This window comes from Microbispora sp. NBRC 16548 (genome assembly GCF_030268985.1).
GTDB classification, from domain to species: domain Bacteria; phylum Actinomycetota; class Actinomycetes; order Streptosporangiales; family Streptosporangiaceae; genus Microbispora; species Microbispora catharanthi.
Map to the genome: position 1 here is coordinate 226,468 of NZ_BSSF01000008.1, position 20,247 is coordinate 246,714.

Here is a 20,247-nt window from a genome sequence, read left to right on the forward strand (position 1 = left end):
CGCGGGTCAGGCCGCCTCGCCGTCCAGGGGGCGGCGGCGGAACCGGCGCAGGTTCACGACCAGGAGGACCGCGGCGGCGAGGGCCGCGGCGGCGCAGGCCGCGAGGACCGGCACACTGGGGTCGCCCTCCGCCACGGCCCGTTCTCCGGCCGGGGGGAAGGTGATCGTCCCGCCGGCCGTACGGCTGACGCGGCCGCTGCGCAGGGTGAGCCGGAACCTCCAGGGCCCGGCGGGCAGGTCGTGGCCCAGCAGCACGGTCACCTGACCGTGGCCGCCGGGAGGCAGGGTGGTGGCGCGGGTGCTGCGGAACGGCCCGGCGCTGAGCGCGCTCGGCCCCTCCGACAGCCGCACCTCGCCCTCCAGGTCGACGGCGCGCTCCCCCGTGTTGCCGACCTCGGCCACCAGCCGCGGCTGCCCGCCGTCGGTGCGCCCGGCGGTCACCTCGCCGATCCGGAAGCTCGTCGGCGGTTCGCCGCCTGGGCCCACGTCCAGGTAGGTGCGGACGCCGATCCGGTTGACGAGCGCGACGTTGCCCGACGGGCCGGGCGAGGCCGAGGAGATCTCCGCCCAGATGACGGCGTAACGCTCGCCCTTGGAAGCCGTGGGCGGCACCGCTACGGTGGCCGTCACCGGGACGTGGCCGTGCGGCGGCAGGTCCACCGCCGTCCGGTCGAGCGTGATCCATGAGGTCAGCTCGTTGCCGGTGCGCGCGGGGGCGAACGTGAAGCCCTCGTCGCCGACCCGGGCCGCGGCGGGATACACGTTCACGTGCTGCCGCACCGGCGAGGTGCTGAAGACCTCGAGACGCCGGGTGAACGTGGTGCCGGGATTCACGTGGTCGACGATGAACGCGTGCGAGCGCGGATCGTCCAGGCGGTTCTCGGGAATCTCCAGCAGCCGGATGCCGAACCTCTCCGGGCGGTGCCGGTGCGGGTCGCCGGCGGCGGCCGCCGGTGCGACGACCGCCGTGTGCAGCACGATCGCGAACAGGCCGGAGGCGATGGCCCTGCGGGCCGAGCGGTCAGGCAACGGAGTGGTTCACCGTGCCGGTGTAGGTGCCCGCCACGGCCTGGGCGGGGACGTTGACGACGATGGTCGGGTCCCATGTGGCGGAGTTGTCGCCGGAGCCGCTCGTCTTGCTGAACGCGGTGCGCGACACGTCGAGCGACTGGGCGGCCGCCGCGTCCACCTGCCCCGGCACGAACGTGCCGGTGCCGGTGGTGGCCGTCGCCGGACCGGACCAGTAGAGGACCTCGGTGTTGGGCACGGTCTCCGCAGCGGTGCCGCCGCCGGTGGTGAAGCCCCCCACGGCGGCCGACACCGTGGCCACCCACGTCGCGGTGAGCACCGCGCGCTGGTCGGACACCGTCACCGGGCCCAGGAAGCCGCTGATCTGGCCTCCCGGCGCGCCGCTGCCGATGTTGACGGGACTTTCGGGCACGGTGATCGTCAGACCGTCGGGGGCGTTGACGGTGAAGGTGACGGTCGTGGGGCAGGTGGTGGAGGCGGGGCACGTGCCCGCCAGAGCGGGCTGCGCCGCCGGCGTCATCGTCAGCGCCGCGACCAGCGCCAGTCCCGCGGCACCCGCCGACGGTGCGGCGACACTCCTCTTGCCCATCTGCCGATCTCCTCCCTCGATGCGATGCCCCGTCCGGGCCGCGGTCGGTGACATCCTGGCCGGTCGGGGGCCTACGACACGGTTCTTCCGCCGACGTCTGGAGACCCTTTGTGATCAGATGACGACCGGCGGAGACGTGCGGCCCGATGTCCACGGTTACGGCTGGTCTCGGCGTGGCGACGGCCGGACGCCGCTTCGGCGCCCTAACCTGCCGTGGGTCGTTCACGGGCGAGATCGGCCGCGTGGCGGCGGAACGACGGCAGGGCGACGAGGAAGGCCACACATGCGGCAGGTCGGTGCGGGCGTGATCGTGACGGCGACGCTGGTCGCGTCGATCGCTGCGCCGGTCGCGCTGCCCGCCGCGCTGTCCGCCTCGCTGTCCGCCGTGCCCGGCCTCGCGCCGGCGGCGCGGGCCGACACGGGAACGGTGCTGGTCCCCCTGCGGGCCGACCCGCTGACGATCACCGTGCCCGGCTCGGCGAACCTCGGCAGCGTCGCGCAGGGCGGCACGATCAGCGCTTCCATGGGCACGGTGACCGTGGCCGACTCCAGGGGAGGAATCCCTCCCTGGACGGCGACCGTGTCCGCCACGAACTTCACCACCGGCAGCGGCACCCCCACGCAGACGATCACGACGGCGAACGTCTTCTACTGGTCGGGACCGGTCACCGCGTCGTCCGGGGTGGGCACCCGCAACCCCGGTCAGCCCACCGCGGCCAGCCGGGTGGCCCTCACCTCGCCGGTCACCGCGTTCAGCGGGCGCAAGCAGGCGACGCCGATGTCGACGAGCTGGCAGCCCACCGTGGTCATCACCATCCCGTCCAACGCGGCCGCCGGTGTCTACACCGGGACCATCACGCACTCGGTCGCCTGACCGTCCCCGCTCCGCACAGGAGTTGGCGGTCTCGTGACCCGCCACGGACGCGGCGGGTCGGCGGCCGGTCAGGCAGGTCGGCCATAGTGAGGCCCGCCGGGCCGGCGGCGCGGCTTCCGATCCGGTGTCTCGTGTCGCTCCTCAGCCGAAGGGATGCCATGCCCCGCTTCTCACGACACCTCCGCCGCCCGCTCGCGGCGATGGCGCTGGCCCTGGCGACGGCCGCGCCCCTGTTCACCGGCCTGCCCGCCGGTGCCGCCGCCGGGCCGGGCGAGCGTCCGAAGCCGCCACCGCCATGGGTGCGGATCTGCCAGAAGCTGAAGCGGATGCCGGAGCACCGGCACATGCGGTGTCCCGTCCACCGGCCGCGCCCGCTCGCCAGGTCGTCCGGCTCCGGCGACGCGGCGCGGGTTCCCACGGTCTCGGAGATGGACACCCCGACCCATACGTCCGGGCCCGTCGGCATCACCTCGGGTCCCGACGGCGCGCTGTGGTTCACGGAGAACTACGCCGGCAACATCGGACGCGTCACCACCGGCGGCGACTTCACCGAGTTCGCCGTGCCGACCGACGACGCCGAGCCGGGGCACATCACCACCGGACCGGACGGCGCCCTGTGGTTCACCGAGGCGACCGGCGACAAGATCGGCCGGATCACCACCTCCGGTGTCATCACGGAGTACGCGCTGCCCAACGCGGGGTCCTACCCCTGGGGCATCACCGCGGGCCCCGACGGCGCCCTGTGGTTCGTCGAGACGATCGGCAACAAGATCGGCCGGATCACCACCTCGGGGACCATCACGGAGTACGCCCTGCCGACCGCCGACGCCTACCCGATGCGGATCACGGCCGGGCCCGACGGCAACCTGTGGTTCACCGAATCGTTCGTCGGCAAGATCGGCCAGATCACCCCGGACGGGGACATCACCGAGTTCGCCATCCCCTCCTCGGGGGCGACGCCCATAGGGATCACCACCGGGCCGGACGACAACGTGTGGTACGCCGACGCCAACGGGAAGGTCGGCTCCGTCACCACGGACGGCGACTTCACCGAATACTCACTGGACGACCCCAACGCCTTCCCGTGGGGCATCACCAGCGGCTCCGACGGCAGGCTGTGGGTGACCGAGCAACTCGGGAACGCGGCGGCCAGCGTCACCACCTCGGGAATCGTCATCGAGTACAACATGCCGACCAGTCTCGCCGGGCCCTTCGACATCACCAGCGGGCCCGACGACAACGTCTGGCTCACCGAGAACTACGTCGACCAGATCGCGAAGGTCGCCCTCTAGCTCGACCGATGCGGCAGCGGGCACTCCCGGGTAGAGCATACGGGAGTGCCTTCTACGTCAGACGAAGCCGCCGCCCTCGGCGTCAGGGCGTGTCGTCGCCCTCGACCCGCATGACGCTCGCGACCGCGCGGACGATGTTCAGGTCGCGCAGGTCCTTGATCGTGCCCGACAGGGCGGCGTCGCTGGCCCGGTGGGTCACCAGCACGAGCTGGGCGTCGTCGCCGCGGCCCTCCTGCCGCACCGTCTGGATCGACACGTCGTGGCCGGCGAAGATCTCGGCCACCCGGGCGAGCACACCGGGCTTGTCCGCGACGTCCAGCGACACGTGGTAGCGGGTGACGCTGTCGCCCATCGGGTGGACCTTGAGGTCGGCGTACGTCGACTCCTCCGGCCCGCGGGTGCCGGCGAGGCGGTTGCGCGCCACGGCGACGATGTCGCCCAGCACGGCGCTGGCGGTGGGCGCGCCGCCCGCGCCCGCGCCGTAGAACATCAGCCGCCCGGCCGACTCCGCCTCCACGAAGACGGCGTTGTACGCCTCGCGCACACCGGCCAGGGGGTGCGACCTCGGGATCATGGCGGGGTGCACCCGGACGCCGACCGACCGGCCGTCGTCGGAGCGGGCGCAGATGGCCAGCAGCTTGATGACGTACCCCATGCCCTTGGCCGAGGCCACGTCGGCCGCGGTGATCTCCGTGATGCCCTCGCGGTGCACGTCGGCGGCCGTCACCCGGCTGTGGAAGGCGATGCCGGCCAGGATCGCCGCCTTGGCGGCGGCGTCGAAGCCCTCGACGTCGGCCGTGGGGTCGGCCTCGGCGTACCCGAGCGCCTGGGCCTCCTCCAGCGCGTCGTTGAACGAGGCGCCGGTGGAGTCCATCTTGTCGAGGATGTAGTTGGTGGTGCCGTTGACGATGCCCAGCACACGGCGCACCCGGTCGCCGGCCAGCGACTCGCGCAGCGGGCGCAGCAGCGGGATCGCCCCGGCGACGCTCGCCTCGAAGTACAGATCGGCGCCGTTCTCGCGGGCGGCCCGGTGGATCGTGGCGCCGTCCTCGGCCAGCAGCGCCTTGTTTGCGCTCACCACGGACTTGCCGTGCGCCATCGCGGCGAGGATCAGCGACCGGGCCGGCTCGATGCCGCCGATCACCTCGACGACGATGTCCACGTCGTCGCGGGTGACCAGGGCCTCCGCGTCGGTCGTGAGCAGGGCGGGGTCCACGTCGGTGTCCCGCTTGCGGCCCATTCTGCGTACGGCGACGCCGGCCAGCTCAAGCGGGGCGCCGACGCGGGCGGCCAGGTCGCCGGCCTGTTCGTGGAGCAAACGCACGACCTGCGACCCGACGACGCCGCAGCCCAGCAGCGCGACCCTGAGCGCCGGTTTGGCTTTACTCACGACCCCTCCTCGCTTCGCCGCCGGACTGTCCGGGACGGCCTGTCACAGCTGCCCCCTGAGCAGGTCGTCCTCGGTCTCTCTGCGGATGATGACCCGCGCCTGGCCGTTGGACACCGCGACGACGGCGGGCTTGGGCAGATAGTTGTAGTTGTTGGCCAGCGACCGGCAGTAGGCCCCGGTGCCGGCGACGGCGATCAGGTCGCCGGGGGCCAGGTCGCCCGGCAGGTACAGGTCGCGCACGACCATGTCGCCGCTCTCGCAGTGCTTGCCGACCAGGCGCGACAGCATCGGCGCCGCCTGGCTCACGCGGGAGGCGAGCACGGCCGTGTACTCGGCGCCGTACAGGGCCGTGCGGATGTTGTCGCTCATGCCGCCGTCGACGCTCACGTAGGTGCGCAGGCCCTCCACGTCCTTGACCGTACCGGCCTCGTACAGGGTCACGCCGGACACTCCGGCGATCGACCGGCCCGGCTCGACCGTGAGGCGCGGCACCGGCAGCCCGGCCGACTCGCACACCTTCGTGACGATCTCCCGCAGGCCGTCCGCGATGACCTTGACGTCCAGGGAGTCGTCGCCCACGACGTACGGGATGCCGTATCCGCCGCCGAGGTCCAGCTCGGGGAGCACCACGTCGTGCTCCTCCTTGATCTCGACCAGCAGCCGGGCCAGGCGGCGGGCCGCGACCTCGAAACCGCCGGTGTCGGTGATCTGCGACCCGATGTGGGAGTGCAGGCCGACCAGTTCGAGCTGCGGCAGCGCGAGGATGCGCCGCACCGCCTCGGCCGCGGCGCCGCTGCTCAGCGACAGGCCGAACTTCTGGTCGTCGTGAGCGGTCGCGATGAACTCGTGGGTGTGCGCCTCGACGCCCACGGTCACCCGGATCATCACCTTCGGCCGCACGCCGTGCTCGTCGGCGAGGAAGCCGAGGCGGGCGATCTCCTCGTACGAGTCGACCACGATGTGGCCCACGCCGGCCTGGACGGCCTTCTCCAGCTCGGCGAGCGACTTGTTGTTGCCGTGCATCGTGATCCGCTCGGGCGGGAAGCCCACGCTGAGCGCCACGGCGAGCTCACCGGCGCTGCACACGTCGAGGCCGAGGCCCTCCTGGTCGATCCAGCGGGCGACCTCGCGGCACAGGAACGCCTTGGCGGCGTAGTGGACCTCGCCGTCGTGGAAGGCGGACCGGTACTCGCGGCAGCGTGAGCGGAAGTCCTCCTCGTCGATGACGTACAGAGGCGTGCCGAACTCCTTCGCCAGGTCGCGCACATCGATTCCGCCGATCGTGACGGCGCCGTCGGCCCGGCCGGACGTTCGCGGCCAGATGGCCGGTTCGAGCGCGTTGAGGTCGGCGGGCACGTGATGCGGACGCTCCTCGGGCAGTCCGGCGGTCACGGCGACGATCGTTGAGGCGGCGTGCAGGTCGCCGGCGGGGTGGGCGAATCGACTCACCCGAACGAGGCTAGCCGACCCGGCGATTCACTCGCGCCCGCTGTTCACCCTGCGAGACGGCCTCGACGGAAGATATTCACATCCGCAGGTCATCGGCGACAGCACTTTCAGCCAACCGATGGTTTTGTTCAGATTTTGCCGGGCGGGGCGACGCCGAGCTCCGCCAGTCCCTCTCCGAGCACCCGGCGCACCGCCTCCCCCATCCGCACCCGGGCCGTGTGCACCTCCGCCGGCGCCTCGTCGCCCCTGGGGATCGGGGACGCGCGCTCGACGGCGGTGTGGTAGACCTCGGCCAGCCGTTCGAGGTATGCCGCCCATCCCGGATCGCGGCTGTCCCTCCTGCTCGGCAGTTCGGCCAGGACCCGCAGCACGGCCCGGTCGAACGGGCCGTCGAGGAGCTCGGGCCGTGCCGCCCCACCGGCCGGCACGCCGAGGTCGCGCGCCCACCGCTGCACTGCACCCGCCCGCACGTACGCGTACCGCACGGCGAAGCCCGGGTTGTCCCACGTACGGGGAAAGTCGGGCCACGGCGTCGCGGAGCCCGTCTCCGGGCCGGTCTCCGGCGGGGACACGGCGAGCGGGGCGGCGAGGATGTCGTGGACGATCTCTCCCGGCGCGGCGATCCCGATGACCAGGAAGCCGTTGGGCCGCACGTCCACGTGCCGCACCCCCGGCACCGCGCGCAGCCGTACGGCCAGCCGCTCCGCCACCTCGGCCGCGGGTTCGGCCGCGGGTTCGGCCGCGGGTTCGGCCGCGGGTTCGGCCGCCCTCCGCAGCGCCGCGGTGGAGACGAACCGCGCCTCCCGCTCCCACGACCCCTGCGGCACCGGCGGCGCGCCGAGGACGCCGCGGAGCGCCTCCATGATCATGGCGCGGCCGGGCCGTCCTTGGGCGCGGCGGTCAGCGTGAGGCACCCGGGGATCGCGGCGAACGCCTCACGCAGGCACGCGGCCAGATCCGCGGACGTGGGCTCGCCCGGCCTGGACGTCCAGGACTCGAGAGCGCCGTGCCAGGCCGCGACGAGCAGGTCGAGCACGAGCCTCGTCCGCAGTCCGTCCACGCCGTCCAGGTCGAGACGGCGGCCCAGGATCGCGAGCGCCTCACGGGTGGTGCGGTCGCAGAAGTGCAGGCCGTGCGCCCCCATCGAGGGGGTGCGCGCGGCCAGCCGCTCGCTGAGCCTGACCTGGCGCGCCCAGCCGTCGGCGGTCATCCGGCCGACGGCGGCGAGCAGGCAGTCCTGCACCACCTCGATGACGGGGCGTCCGGCGTCGGGCTCGAACCGCTCCAGTTCGTCGAGGAACGCCGCCCACATGTCCTGCGTGGGCGTCAGCGCGACGTCTTCCTTGCTGCCGAAGTTGCGGAAGAAGGTGCGCTTGGAGATCTCCACGGCCGCGCACAGATCGTCGAGGGTCGTCGCCTCGAAACCCCGCTCGGTGAACAGTTCCAGGGCCGCGTCGACCAACGCCCGGCGGGTGCGCAGCTTCTTGCGCTCACGCAGCGGGAGCTCGTCGGCCGGGACGGCTGTGGTGGTCATCGCGGCCAGTCTAGCTCCGGCCCGAGATGCGCCTTGATGGCATGTGCCACCGAGTGGCATAGTGGGCGGCCTCGGCGATTCTGCCACCGAGTGGCACTTTTTCAGGAGGAGACTCCCCATGCGTGCTCTGCTCGTCGACCGGTCCGCGCCCGCCGGCCTGAGGCTCGGTGAGGCTCCGGACCCCGAGCCCGCCCCGCATCAGGCGCTGGTGCGGGTGACCGCGACCTCGCTCAACTACGGCGAGGTCAGTTTCGGCATCGAGAACGCCCCTGAGGGCGCCGTCCCGGGATGGGACGCGGCCGGGGTGGTCGAACAGGCCGCCGCGGACGGGTCCGGTCCCGCCGCGGGAACCCCCGTGGTGACGCTTGGCGTCGACGGCGCGTGGGCGGAGTACCGGGCCGTGGACACCTCTTATATCGGCACGCTCCCGGAGAACGCCGATCTCGGCGCCGTCAGCACGATCCCGGTGGCCGCCACCAGCGCGCTGCGCGCCCTGCACCGGCTCGGCCCCATCCTCGGCAGGAGGGTGCTGGTCACCGGCGCCACCGGCGGGGTCGGCAGGTACGCCGTGCAACTGGCCCGGCTCGGCGGGGCCCATGTGGTCGCGTCCACCGGCGACCTCGCGGCGCACGGCGACGGCCTGCGGGCGCTCGGCGCGCACGAGGTGGTGGACCGGCCGTCCGCCCTCGGCGACCCGGTGCACGGCGTGCTCGACATGGTGGGCGGGCCCACCCTCGTGGAGGCGTACGACAGGCTGGCCGAGGGCGGCACGCTGGTGGCCGTCGGGCATGTGACCGGCGAGCCGGAGACCTTCCCGTTCGGCGCGCTCTCCGGCGACCAGGGTCATGACCGTTCGATGGTCACGTTCTTCCTGCTCGCCTGCGGCGGGCTGGCTCCCGACCTGACCTGGCTCGCCGGGCAGGTCGCGTCCGGCCGTCTCGATCCGGGGATCTCCTGGCGCGGCGGCTGGGAGAAGGCGCAGGAGGCGGTGGCGCTCCTTCTCGGCCGCCGCCTCCACGGCAAGGCCGTGCTCGACCTCGGCCCCGTGGTCTGAAGCCTCGGCCCCGTGGCCTAAAGCAGGGCGAGGGGCTCGGCCGGGACGTATCCCTCCATGCGCGCCGAGCCGAGCAGCGAGCCCTCCGCCGAGTCGCGGACGCAGACGTAGGAGTACCGGTCGGCCGAGTAGACCCGCACCCCGTCCGTACGGCACTGCCGCATCAGGACCTCGCCCCACTCCTCGGAGACGTCGGCGAAGCCGAGGTCGGTGAGGACCTGGCGGCGGGCCAGCACGGTGCCGCCGGCCACCTCGGGCAGGAACCGGTGCTCGGCCCCCGGCTGGCGCAGCAGGGTCGCGCCGGTCTCCGGCAGGTGGGCGTAGAACGACGCCTTCCCCAGCACCTCGGCGTCGGTGGAGGCGAAGTGCCGCACGAGGTCGGCCAGGTAGTGCTCGCCGTACAGGTCCCTGGCGTCGAGCACGGCCACGTAGTCGCCGTCGGCGAGCCTGATCGCGCGGTCGAGGGCGGCGCCCCGGGTGACCGGCTCCTGCGTGGCGCGGACCACGACGTCGAGGTCCGGGCACGCCTGGCGGACCGTCTTGTCCACCAGGCCCGCGTCCAGGCCGTCCGACACGATCACGAGCTGGCCGGGCCGTTCGACCTGGCGGGTGACCTGGGCGAGCAGGCGGTCCAGCTCCGCCGGGTCCGAGACGGCGGTGATCGCCGTGATCACGCCGCTGTTCCGCACGCTCGGCACGCCGAGGGTGTCGAGGACCGGGTCGAGCAGCGGGGTGACGCCGGCGCGGGCCCGCCAGGCGAGATGGGCCTCCCTGGCCAGCCGTCCGGGGTCGGCCATGAGGATCTCGGCCGCCGCGAGGATCTCCTCGCCCTTTGCCCCGGCCCGCACCTGGAGCACCGGGGTGCCGCAGGCCGCGACCTCCCCTATCACCCTCGGCTCGGCGTCGGCGCCCGCGATCACCAGGGCCGGCTGCCGGTAGGCCGTCAGCACGTCGTCGTACGCCGTCGTGTCGTCGTCCTGCCCCGCCAGCGGCTGCCAGGCCGCGCCGCCGGCCGGAGGGGTGACCGTGCCGAGGGTGACGATCTCCCCGGTCCTGCCGCCCTCGGCGGGGATGGGGTTGTGCACGCGGGGCTGGATCGCGTGCGGGAGCACGCCGACCCGGTCGTGCCGCAGCGCCGAGCGCCACTCGCGGGCCCGGGCCTCGGTGGTGGCCAGCACGTACTCGAAGTGCTCGGCCGCCGGAAACGCCCGCGACACCGCGCCGCCGGAGTGCCAGAAGACCGTCTTGACCCCCCGCTTGTGGCAGGCCGCCACCAGGTCGCGCAGCGCCCGCGTCTCCCCGGCCAGCGCCTCCAGCCAGCGCCCGCCGTTGCCCTGCCGGGGGCCGGGCCGTACGGACTCGACGAACAGCACGTGCGGCCGCTGCTGGTCGAGCATGGCCTCCCAGTTGTCCGGGCCGAAGTTGGTCACCAGCCGCCACTCGTACCGCAGCAGCGCCTCGGTCTGCCGGTCCACGATCGCGGCGACCGTCATGTACGGCCGGGCCGTCGGGCCCTTGGGGACCACGAACGACTCGGCGAGCGGCGCGGAGACCTGCGGGGCCCTGGGCTCGGGCGCGGCGGGGGCCGCCTTCACCTCGGGGACGGCGGGGACCTCGGGCTTGAAGTCCGAGCGCTTGGGCGCGGGGCGCTTCCTGATCGGCGCCTTGAGCGTCCTGGCCACCGAGCCGGGGTTCTTGCTGTGGATCGCGTCGCCGAGTTTGCTCCACCGGCTCTCCTGGAGCGAGGCGAGCTTCCAGTTGGCGACCTCGGTCTGGTACTTCTGCTCCGCGAGCTGCTTGGCGAGCTGCGCGTTCTGCCGCTCGACCGTCTTCAGCCGCGCCTCGGCCTCACGCATCTTGGTCAGGGCCTCGGCCTCCGAGCGCGCCACCTCCTCCAGCCGCCGCTGGTAGTCGGTGATCAGCCGGGCGAGCTCCGCCGCGCCGGAGGCCCGCTCCACCGCCTCCGCCAGCGCCTGCCGCAGCGCCGCCGGGTCGCTCCGCTCGGGTTGTCCGGCTGCCGGCTCGCTTACCTCGCTCATAGGGGGTGACTCCGCGGTAGACCTTCAGGACCAGAGTCACAATATTCGCAGAACGCCCTGATCGCTCTCAGGCAGAGCCGAGACCTCGTCCACCCCTTCCGCCACATCCCCCCGGCGACCGACACCCCGGCCGCCCGGCTCAGTGTCCGATTCCAGCCCCTCCAGGAGGCAAGTCAGCCCGGAGCAGGACCGCACCCCGGTGGCGGACGACGCGGAGGCGCGGGGGTCCGTAGACTCGGCTGCGGTTCAAGGGAGGGCAAACCGTGCGCAAGGGTGAGTGGCCGCGATTCCAGGCCAGACCGTACGTCTGCGGGGCCGTCGGGCCCTTCGAGCAGGCAACGCTCGACCTGCTGGCACGGTCGGGGCCGGCCGTCCAGGCCGTGCACACCGCTCCGGAGGCCGCGCTGCTCGCGTCGGCCGCCCTGGCACCGTACGCCACGGGAGCCCGGGCGACCGCGTACGCGTGGGGCGGCCGGCGGCCGGAGACCGGGGGCGAGCCCCGGGCGAACGCCTGGCTGCGCGTCGCGGAGACGTACGAGACCCCGGGCCTGGTGGACGAGCCTGACACGGTGAGCCTGCACACGGGCGGTCTCGGCCTGGTCGACGTCTACTACCTCCAGGACGGCGACGCCGTCTACTTCTCCTCGCTGATCGAGCCGCTCCTCGCGCTGGCCCGGCGGCCCTACGAGGTGAACTGGGAGGCGTGGGCGGCGATCCTCACGCTGACCTACCCGCTGCTTGAGGACACGCCCTACCGCCAGATCCGGCGCCTGCCCGGCGCGACCGCGCTGACCTGGTCGCGGCGCGAGCGCAGGCTGCGGGCCGACCGGCGGGCCCCGCGCTGGGTGCGGGAGGAGCCGGTGGACCGGGGCGTGACGGGCGGCGACCTGGTCGCGCTGCTGCACGACGCGCTCAAGCCGTACGAGCGGGTGCTGGTGCCGGTGAGCGGCGGGTACGACTCGCGGCTGCTGGCCAGCGTGGCGGTGGACAGGAAGATGGACGTCGAGTCGTGGACCACCAGCCCCGACGACGGGCTGGACAACGACATCGACTTCGCCCGCTACATCACCCGCGAGCTGGGCATCCCCCACCGGATCATGCCGCAGGACCCGGCCGCCTACCCGCAGGAGGCGCTGTGGGCGGCCCGGCGCCTGGAGTTCCTCACCAGCCACCACGCGTGGTACTCCCCCTTCGCCCGGGAGGTGCACGGCGCCGGCCGGGCGCTGGTGGACGGCCTGGCGGGCGGCCCGCTGATGAAGAACTTCCTGATCACGGCGGACGCCGTGGGCGCGGGGACGGGCGCGTCCCGCCGCGAGGCGCTGCTGAAGGCGCTGGCGACCGGCGACGCCCACATCCCCGTGCTCGGCGAGGCCGCCGCCGCGTGGATGGGCGACCGGGTCCTTACGGCGTTCACCCGGGCGACCTCGATGCTGCACGGGCACCGGGCCGAGCTGCCGTTGAGCGTGCTCCACACCCGGACCGTGCGGGGCATCGCCCGGTCCCCGGTCAACCTCGTCGGCCCCGAGGCGACCCCGGTCTTCCCGTTCCTGCACCCGGAGTTCTTCGACGCGGCGCTGTCGGTGCCGGTCGCCCGCAAGGAGGGCGGCAAGTTCTACCGGGAGGTCCTCCGGGCCGCCAACCCCCGCGTGGCGGCGCTGCCCTCGACCAACACCCCGCTGTTGCCGAACCGCCGGGTGCCGTTGCGCTCGAACGGGCCGGTCGCCCGCGAGTGGAACCATCGGATGCTGGTCAAGGCCGCGGAGATCCCCGGGCTGATGTCGCCCCAGATGCTGGACTCGATCGCCGGCGGGCCGGACGCGCTGACCGCCTTCGGGTCGTGGAACTCGCGGTTCTGGCTGCGCGCCCTGGTGGCGTTCGGGGCCTGGCTGGCCGACTACGAGGACGTGCTCGGCGACCTCACCCCGCCCTGGCCTGCGCAGTCGGGAGGGTAGCCCCCGCACAGTCCTGGGGCGCGTGTGTGCGGTAGCAGTCCGTGATCACCTGAAAACAGGTAAAAACTGCATGTCAGACCGGCGTCAGCCTTTTCGGTCAGGCCACTTCTAGTGGTAGTTTTGGTCAAATAGAGCCAAACATCGTGGCGAGAGCTTCAAAGCTCGGGTGTGACCTGACAACACGCTCCTTCTTTCCTCAAGCGAGAACCAGATGAACGCTGCTGCGCCCTGCCCTGACCCGGTTCCCGGGTCGTTCGGCGCCACTACCGGCGATCTCCCGGAGATCACCGATTTCACCTCCCAGGACCCACGCTGGTACAAGCGCGCGGTCTTCTACGAGGTACTGGTCCGCGGCTTCAAGGATTCCAACGGCGACGGCACCGGCGACCTGCGCGGGCTGATCGAGAAGCTCGACTACCTCAACTGGCTCGGGGTCGACTGCCTCTGGCTGCTGCCGCTCTACGAGTCCCCGCTCAAGGACGGCGGCTACGACATCTCCGACTACCTCAAGATCCTTCCGGAGTTCGGCGACCTCGGCGACTTCGTGAAGCTGATCGAGGCCGCGCACGAGCGCGGCCTGCGGGTCATCACCGACCTGGTCATGAACCACACCAGCGACCAGCACCCGTGGTTCCAGGCGTCCCGCACCGACCCGGACGGTCCGTACGGAGACTTCTACGTCTGGTCGGACGACCCGGACAAATACTCGGGCGTTCCCATCGTCTTCGTGGGCTCCGAGGAGTCGAACTGGACGTACGACCCGGTGCGCAAGCAGTACTACTGGCACCGGTTCTTCCACCACCAGCCCGACCTGAACTACGACAACCCGGCCGTCCAGGACGCGATGATGGAGGTCATCCGCTTCTGGCTCGACCTGGGCGTCGACGGCTTCCGGCTGGACGCGGTGCCCTACCTGTTCGAGCGCGAGGGCACCTCCTGCGCCGGACTGCCGGAGACGCACGACTACCTCAAGAGGGTCCGCGCCGAGGTGGACCGGCTCTACCCCGACCGGGTGCTGCTCGCCGAGGCCAACGGCTGGCCCGAGGACGTGGTCGAGTACTTCGGCGACCCCACCGTGGGCGGCGACGAGTGCCACATGGCCTTCCACTTCCCGCTGATGCCGCGCATCTTCATGGCCGTGCGCCGGCAGAGCCGCGAGCCGATCTCCGAGATCATGTCGCGTACGCCGAAGCTGCCGGAGAGCGCCCAGTGGGGCATCTTCCTCCGCAACCACGACGAGCTGACGCTCGAGACGGTGACCGAGGAAGAGCGCGACTACATGCACGCCGAGTACGCCAAGGACCCGCGCATGCGTGCCTACCTCGGCATCCGGCGGCGCCTGGCCCCCCTGCTGGAGAACGACAGGGACCAGATCGAGCTGTTCACCGCGCTGCTGCTCAGCATGCCGGGCTCGCCGGTCATGTACTACGGCGACGAGATCGGCATGGGCGACAACATCTGGCTGGAGGACCGCGACGCGGTCCGCACGCCTATGCAGTGGACCCCGGACCGCAACGCCGGGTTCTCCGAGGCCGACCCCGGCCGGCTCTACCTGCCGGTGGTCATGGACCCGGTGTACGGCTACCAGTCGGTCAACGTCGAGGCCCAGACCAAGAGCGAGTCGTCGCTGCTGCACTTCACCCGGCGGATGCTGCAGATCAGGCGGGAGCACGCGATCTTCGGCACCGGCGACTACACCGAGCTGTGGTCGCCGAACCCCAGTGTGCTGGCCTTCCTGCGGGAGGAGGGCGACGACGTGGTCCTGTGCGTCAACAACCTGTCGCGCTTCGCCCAGCCGGTCGAGCTCGACCTGCGGCGCTTCACCGGGGTCACCCCGGTCGAGTGCCGGGGCGGCGTCTCCTTCCCGACGGTCGGCGACCTGCCCTACCTGCTCACGCTGCCGGGCTACGGCTTCTACTGGCTGTCCCTGCGCAGGTCCCCGGACGCCTGAGGGGCCGCACGCCTCAGCGGGCGGTGACGGGCACCCGCGCCCGCGCCGCCCGCCTGGCGGGGATCAGCGCCACCAGCAACGCCGCGCCGATCGCGATCAGGAGGGTCGCGGCGAGCATGCCGGGCGTCGGGGCCCGGCCGATGCCGGCGCCGACGCCGCTGCCGCGGCCCTCCAGGTCGATCAGCCACCGCGACCAGGACGCCCCCGCCGCGGCCCCCAGCACGACCCCCACCGCCGCGGGCAGGCCGGTGGCGGTGACCAGCGTGGCCATCACCTGACGGGGAGTCAGGCCCATCGCCTTGAGCACGGCCAGGTCGAAGACGTGGTCGCGCAGCCCGAGCGCGCTGGCCGTCAGCAGGCTGGCCAGCCCGATCAGGGCCAGCACGGCGACCAGCGCGACGATGATCACGCGGATGACCGCGAGCCGGTCGGCCGGGTTCACCGCCTGGGCCACCTCCAGCCCCTGCCCCTGCAGGCGGGCCCGCACCTGGGCCGCGTCGGCGCCGGGCCGCAGCACCAGGGCGTAGAACTGGGGCGGCAGCGCGTCCTTGGCCGCCAGGCTGTCCACCCCGAACGACAGCACCTCGCCGTCCTGCTCGGGCTCGACCACCCGGCCCACGATCCGCACGATCAGCGGGGTGCCCCCGATCGTCATGCGGACCCGGTCGCCGATCCGTACGCCGAGGAGGTCGAGCAGGCCCTGCCCGGCGACCGCCTCGCCCCGGTCGGCGAACATCCGGCCCTCGACGACCGGGAAGGGGTACGGGTCGGAGGACAGACCGAGCGCCCTGGTCCGCACGGTCCTGGTCTGCCAGGGGACGAGCGCGTCGAGTTCGGCGCCCGGGTAGGCCGCGACCACGTCCTGATCGGCCATCGCGCGCTGGCGCGCCTCCTCGGCGGTCAGCTCGCCCGGCCTGACGGTCAGGGCCGCCGCCTGGCCCACGCTCTCCGGGTGGCGGATGAAGTCGTCCAGGGTCGTCCAGCAGCCGAGCCCTATCGTGATCATCATCATCGGGATGGCGACGCCGCACACCGTGAGCGCGGCGGGCGTCCTTCGGGTGAAGGCGTCCCTGGCGCCGAGGACGAGCGCGGGCGGCAGCCGTACGAGCAGGGCGACCCGGGCCAGCCGCGACAGGTGCCCACGCGGCGGCGCCGCCGGGGCGGCCGGGATCGGCGGGGTGCGCCCGCCGCGCCAGGCCGGGATCAGCACCGCGATCAGCACCGTCAGCGACGTCCCCACGATGATCGCGGCGAGCGGGCCGGCCGACAGCGGCACGACGACCGTCTCCCCCATGGCGTACGCCGTGATCAGCCGGGCGACGACCACGCCTGCGGCGATGCCGAGCAACCCGAGCGTGCCGTGCTCGGTGACGAGCATCCGGACCACCTGGCCCCGGGTGAAGCCGAGCGACTTGAGCGTGGCGATGTCACGCAACTGCATCAGCACCCGGCCTCCGGCGGCGTTGGCGAGCGCCAGCGCGGCGGCGGCCAGGCCCGCGCCGCCGAATAGCGCGAGCAGCAGGCCGAGCAGCCGGTTGTCCAGCTCCATGGAGGCCCGCACCTCGCGCCAGGTCGTCACCCGCTGCACCTGGTTGCGCATTGTGAAGACGGCCCTCTGGACGACGAGATCGGTGGTGGCGGGGTCGGCCAGCCGCAGCCCGGTCACGGTCTCGGTGCGGCCGGGCGCGGGCTCGACCACGTTCAGCGTCTGCGCGAGCGTCCAGGCCAGGCCCGGGGTCCACTCCGGATAGAACCCCTGGTCGCCGCTTTCGGCCAGTCCGGCGACGGTCAGCGTGTGGGTCGCGCCGTTCAGTCCTGTGACGGTGAACGGGCTGCCCGGCCGCAGGCCGAGAGCGCGGGCGAACGACCGCTCGACGACCACGCCGTTCGGGGTGCGCACGTCGAGCCAGCGGCCCTCACGCAGGAGCGGGCGGGCCACGGCGGGGAAGGCCGCCGGCGTCTCCTGCAGGGTGATCGGCACCCGCCGGCCGCGGGTGACCAGCGTGGCGGGCGCGCTGTGGTAGGGCCCGGCGACGTCGGTCACGCCGTTCAGGCGGCGCAGCGCGGACACGTCGGGGACGTCCTTGCTGTGGATCCAGATGTGCGCGCTGTTGCTGCGCTCGAACAGGCCGCGCCAGGGGTTGGTGCCGTCCTCCAGCAGCGTGGCCGCGATGATCAGGGCGGTGACGATCCCCGCCACCGCGAGGACCGTGAGCGCGGCCTGGCCCCGGCGCGCCCGCAGGTCCGCGCGGATCCACCGCAGCTCCGCGGTCCTCGTCGTGATCAAGCGGCCCCCTCGTGCCGGTCCGCGCTCTGCGAACTCTTCGGGCGTGTGGCCGGGGGAGCATGGTGGCCGGACGATCTCAACTGCGCAGCTCCACGACGTCTCCGGCCGCTCCCAAGGGGCGCCGGCGCGACTTCGGGATCGCGCCGTCGTCGACGATCTGGCCGTCCAGCAGGCTGACGACGCGGTCGGCCATGCTCGCCACTCGTGCGTCGTGGGTGACCAGCACGATCGTCTGGCCCTGCCCGTGCACCTTGCCGAGCAGGCGCAGCACGTCGCGGGTGTTGCGGCTGTCGAGGTTGCCGGTCGGCTCGTCGGCCAGCAGCAGCCTGGGCTGGTTCGCGAGCGCGCGGGCCAGCGCGACCCGCTGCTGCTCGCCCCCGCTGAGCTGCGCGGGCGACGCCTCGGCGCGGTCGGCCAGGCCGAGCTCGCCGAGGAGATACTCGCGCCGTTCCCTGGCCTGCCGGGGCGAGACGCCGCCCAGCAGCGCGGGAAGCTCGACGTTGTCGGCCACGGTCATGTTGGCGACCAGGTTGAAGAACTGGAAGACGAAGCCGATCTTCTCCCGGCGGAGCACCGCCCACCCGCTCTCGGAGAGCGTGTCCGCCCGCCTGCCGTCCAGCCAGATCTCGCCGCTGGTGCGCGTGTCCAGGCCGCCGAGCATGTGGACGAGCGTGGACTTGCCCGACCCGGACGGGCCCATGATGGCGACGAACTCCCCGGCCTCGACGGTCAGGTCGACCCCGCGTACGGCGGGCACGGGCAGCCCGCCGGTCTGGTAGATCTTCACCACGTTGACGGCCCGTACGACGGGAGCGTCCGCGCTCATGCCACCCCCTCGCCTGGCGGCTCGGCGTCGCATGAGCGCAGCGCACTGTGTTTACCGATTCGCTCGCTCCGCTCGCTCATGGCAGGTCCTCCTGGCAGCGTTCGAGCCAGTCGAGGTCGGCCTGCAGGTGCAGCATGGCTCCCTCGATGAGCAGCAGCGCGACGCGGTTGGCCGGGTCGGTGCGCTCGGCCAGCTCGCGGAGGTCTCTCATGAGCGCAAGGTAGTGCCGTCGCTGCCGGTTCACCAAGGCCATGCGGTCGGACAACCCGGTCATCGGAGCCAGCACGAGCTTCATGAAGAACTCGTCACGCACCCGGGGACCCTCGGTGGGCTCCTCGACCCAGGTCTCCAGCGCCTCCCGGCCGGCGGCGGTGATGTAGTAGACCTTCTTGTTCGGCCGGTTGGCCTGCTCGACGTCGACCGACCGGACGTACCCGTCCTTCTCCAACCGGCCCAGGGTCACGTAGATCTGGCCGATGTTGGGCGAGGGGTAGGCCCCGCCGAAGATCGTTTCGAGTGCCTGTTTCAGCTCGTATCCGTGGGCAGGTTCCTTCGCCAGGAGCGCCAGCAGCGACTGCCGCACGCGCCCACCCCCAAGCCGTATCGAGCAGTTATCGGAGCGTTACGAGCTCATCCGTTGACGCTCACATTATCGCTATGCATAACATGCATGCACCTACCTAACACGTATGTAACCGGCTTTTCATACGGAGGCCACATGGTTCGCCGAGCCCTCGCCGTTCTGGCCACCTTCCTGGTGGCCGGGTGCGCCGGGCTCGCCGACACCGGCACCGAATCCGCTGTGGGCAGCGACGGCACCGGGCCGATCACGCTGGCGATCGGCAGGGACACCACCGCGTATCTCCGCCCACTGCTGGACAGGTGGAACCAGGCGCACCCGGACGAGCCGGTGTCGCTGCTCGAACTGCCCGAGGCGGCCGACGAGCAGCGCGCCCAGATGGTGGCCAACCTGCAGGCGCACAACGCCGTCTACGACGTGCTCGCACTCGACGTGATGTGGACGGCGGAGTTCGCCGACGCCGGCTGGATCGTGCCGCTCGACCGTAGCCTGTTCCCCCTGGACAAGCTGCTCAAGGGCGTCGCGGACACCGCCATCTACCGCGACAGGCTGTGGGCCGCGCCGTACACCAGCAACGCCGGCCTGCTCTACTACCGGTCGGACATCCTGAAGAAAGAGCACCTGAAGCCGCCCAAGACCTGGGCGGAGCTGCGCGAACAGGCCTCCCGCCTGAGCGCGAAGTATCACATCGGAGGATATGCCGGGCAGTTCCTGCCGTACGAGGGACTGACCGTCAACTTCGCCGAGGCCGTCCAGTCGGCGGGCGGGTCGATCCTCGGCCCGGACGCCCGCACGGTCACGATGGACCTCGGCAGCGCGCGGGCCGCGCTCGACTTCCTCGTCGGCGGCGTCAAGGAGGGGTGGATCCCCCGCGAGGCGCTGACGTACAAGGAGGAGGAGTCCCGGCTCGCCTTCCAGGAGGGGCGGCTGCTGTTCGCCCGCAACTGGCCCCACGCGTACGGACCGGCCGCCCACTCGAAACTGGCCGGGAAGTTCTCGGTCGCCCGGCTGCCCGGCCTGAACGGGCCCGGATCCAGTTCGCTGGGCGGCTACAACCTCGCCATCAGCGCCTTCTCGAAGCGGCAGAAGTCGGCACTCGACTTCATCCGCTACTTCACCGGCCTCGACAACGAGCGGCTCGTGCTCACCGAGGGCTCGTTCCCGCCGGTGTGGGCGGAGCTGTACGACGACCCGGAGCTCATCGAGCGGTTCCCCTACCTGCCCGCGCTCAAGGAGGCGATCGTCTCGGCCCGGCCCAGGCCGGTCACCGCCGACTACAACCAGGTCAGCCTGCTGATCTCCAGCGCCGTCTCCGGCGCGCTCACTCTCGCCAAACCCGTAGACGAGACCGTCGCCGACCTGAAACAGGGGCTCGGCGAGGTCATCCAGTTCGGAGGATAG

Annotated in this window: 16 protein-coding genes; 6 read left to right on the plus strand and 10 right to left on the minus strand. The window is 72.3% G+C overall.

What is annotated here, in order from left to right; all coding sequences use genetic code 11:
• Positions 1-6 precede the first annotated feature (6 nt).
• Complete coding sequence (locus tag QSK36_RS23705) at positions 7-1,029, minus strand: peptidase (protein WP_285783907.1); 1,023 nt, start codon at positions 1,027-1,029, stop codon at positions 7-9.
• The gene (locus QSK36_RS23710) at positions 1,022-1,618 is read right to left on the minus strand and encodes a hypothetical protein (protein ID WP_285783908.1); all 597 of its coding nucleotides are present in this window, start codon (positions 1,616-1,618) and stop codon (positions 1,022-1,024) included. Before QSK36_RS23710 ends, QSK36_RS23705 begins: the two co-directional genes overlap by 8 nt.
• Positions 1,619-1,901: 283 nt before the next feature.
• Between QSK36_RS23710 and QSK36_RS23715 the strand changes: the two genes are divergently transcribed.
• The gene (locus QSK36_RS23715) at positions 1,902-2,492 is read left to right on the plus strand and encodes a hypothetical protein (RefSeq protein WP_285783909.1); all 591 of its coding nucleotides are present in this window, start codon (positions 1,902-1,904) and stop codon (positions 2,490-2,492) included.
• Positions 2,493-2,650: 158 nt separating this feature from the next.
• On the plus strand, positions 2,651-3,784 hold the full coding sequence (locus QSK36_RS23720) for a Vgb family protein (protein ID WP_285783910.1): 1,134 nt from the start codon (positions 2,651-2,653) through the stop codon (positions 3,782-3,784).
• 82 nt (positions 3,785-3,866) lie between these two features.
• Here the strand turns inward: QSK36_RS23720 and QSK36_RS23725 are convergent, their stop codons facing one another.
• From QSK36_RS23725 to QSK36_RS23740, 4 genes are all read right to left on the minus strand, one after another.
• A complete protein-coding gene (locus QSK36_RS23725) occupies positions 3,867-5,174 on the minus strand; it encodes a homoserine dehydrogenase (protein ID WP_183535362.1) in 1,308 nt (435 codons plus the stop codon).
• A 42-nt stretch (positions 5,175-5,216) separates the two neighbouring features.
• Positions 5,217-6,623 carry a diaminopimelate decarboxylase gene (gene lysA / locus QSK36_RS23730; RefSeq protein ID WP_205825883.1) on the minus strand — a complete coding sequence of 469 codons (1,407 nt, stop codon included), beginning with the start codon at positions 6,621-6,623 and terminating at the stop codon, positions 5,217-5,219.
• A 128-nt stretch (positions 6,624-6,751) separates the two neighbouring features.
• Positions 6,752-7,492: a DALR anticodon-binding domain-containing protein gene (locus tag QSK36_RS23735; protein WP_285783911.1), complete on the minus strand. Its 741-nt coding sequence runs from the start codon at positions 7,490-7,492 to the stop codon at positions 6,752-6,754.
• Positions 7,489-8,157 (minus strand): TetR family transcriptional regulator, encoded by a 669-nt coding sequence (locus QSK36_RS23740; protein ID WP_285783912.1) that lies wholly within the window; start codon positions 8,155-8,157, stop codon positions 7,489-7,491. The genes QSK36_RS23735 and QSK36_RS23740 overlap by 4 nt, the downstream gene beginning before the upstream one ends.
• 118 nt (positions 8,158-8,275) lie before the next feature.
• On the opposite strand from QSK36_RS23740, the gene QSK36_RS23745 reads away from it, so the two are divergent.
• A complete protein-coding gene (locus QSK36_RS23745) occupies positions 8,276-9,211 on the plus strand; it encodes a zinc-binding dehydrogenase (RefSeq protein WP_285783913.1) in 936 nt (311 codons plus the stop codon).
• 17 nt (positions 9,212-9,228) lie between these two features.
• Here the strand turns inward: QSK36_RS23745 and QSK36_RS23750 are convergent, their stop codons facing one another.
• Positions 9,229-11,250: a glycosyltransferase gene (locus tag QSK36_RS23750; RefSeq protein ID WP_285783914.1), complete on the minus strand. Its 2,022-nt coding sequence runs from the start codon at positions 11,248-11,250 to the stop codon at positions 9,229-9,231.
• 263 nt (positions 11,251-11,513) lie between these two features.
• Between QSK36_RS23750 and QSK36_RS23755 the strand changes: the two genes are divergently transcribed.
• Together QSK36_RS23755 and treS are read left to right on the plus strand one after the other, a co-directional pair.
• Positions 11,514-13,202 carry an asparagine synthetase B family protein gene (locus QSK36_RS23755; RefSeq protein ID WP_285783915.1) on the plus strand — a complete coding sequence of 563 codons (1,689 nt, stop codon included), beginning with the start codon at positions 11,514-11,516 and terminating at the stop codon, positions 13,200-13,202.
• 211 nt (positions 13,203-13,413) lie between these two features.
• A complete protein-coding gene (gene treS / locus QSK36_RS23760) occupies positions 13,414-15,153 on the plus strand; it encodes a maltose alpha-D-glucosyltransferase (protein ID WP_285783916.1) in 1,740 nt (579 codons plus the stop codon).
• Positions 15,154-15,166: 13 nt separating this feature from the next.
• On the opposite strand, the gene QSK36_RS23765 is transcribed toward treS, so the two are convergent.
• The 3 genes from QSK36_RS23765 to QSK36_RS23775 form a co-directional block, all read right to left on the minus strand.
• Entirely contained in the window at positions 15,167-17,440 is a 2,274-nt protein-coding gene (locus QSK36_RS23765) for an ABC transporter permease (RefSeq protein WP_285783917.1), read from the minus strand.
• 76 nt (positions 17,441-17,516) lie between these two features.
• Entirely contained in the window at positions 17,517-18,266 is a 750-nt protein-coding gene (locus QSK36_RS23770; RefSeq protein ID WP_183535347.1) for an ABC transporter ATP-binding protein, read from the minus strand.
• Positions 18,267-18,342: 76 nt separating this feature from the next.
• Positions 18,343-18,849, minus strand: coding sequence for a PadR family transcriptional regulator (locus QSK36_RS23775; RefSeq protein WP_139575845.1), 507 nt, complete (start codon positions 18,847-18,849; stop codon positions 18,343-18,345).
• Between the two features lie 135 nt (positions 18,850-18,984).
• On the opposite strand from QSK36_RS23775, the gene QSK36_RS23780 reads away from it, so the two are divergent.
• Entirely contained in the window at positions 18,985-20,247 is a 1,263-nt protein-coding gene (locus tag QSK36_RS23780) for an ABC transporter substrate-binding protein (protein WP_183535345.1), read from the plus strand.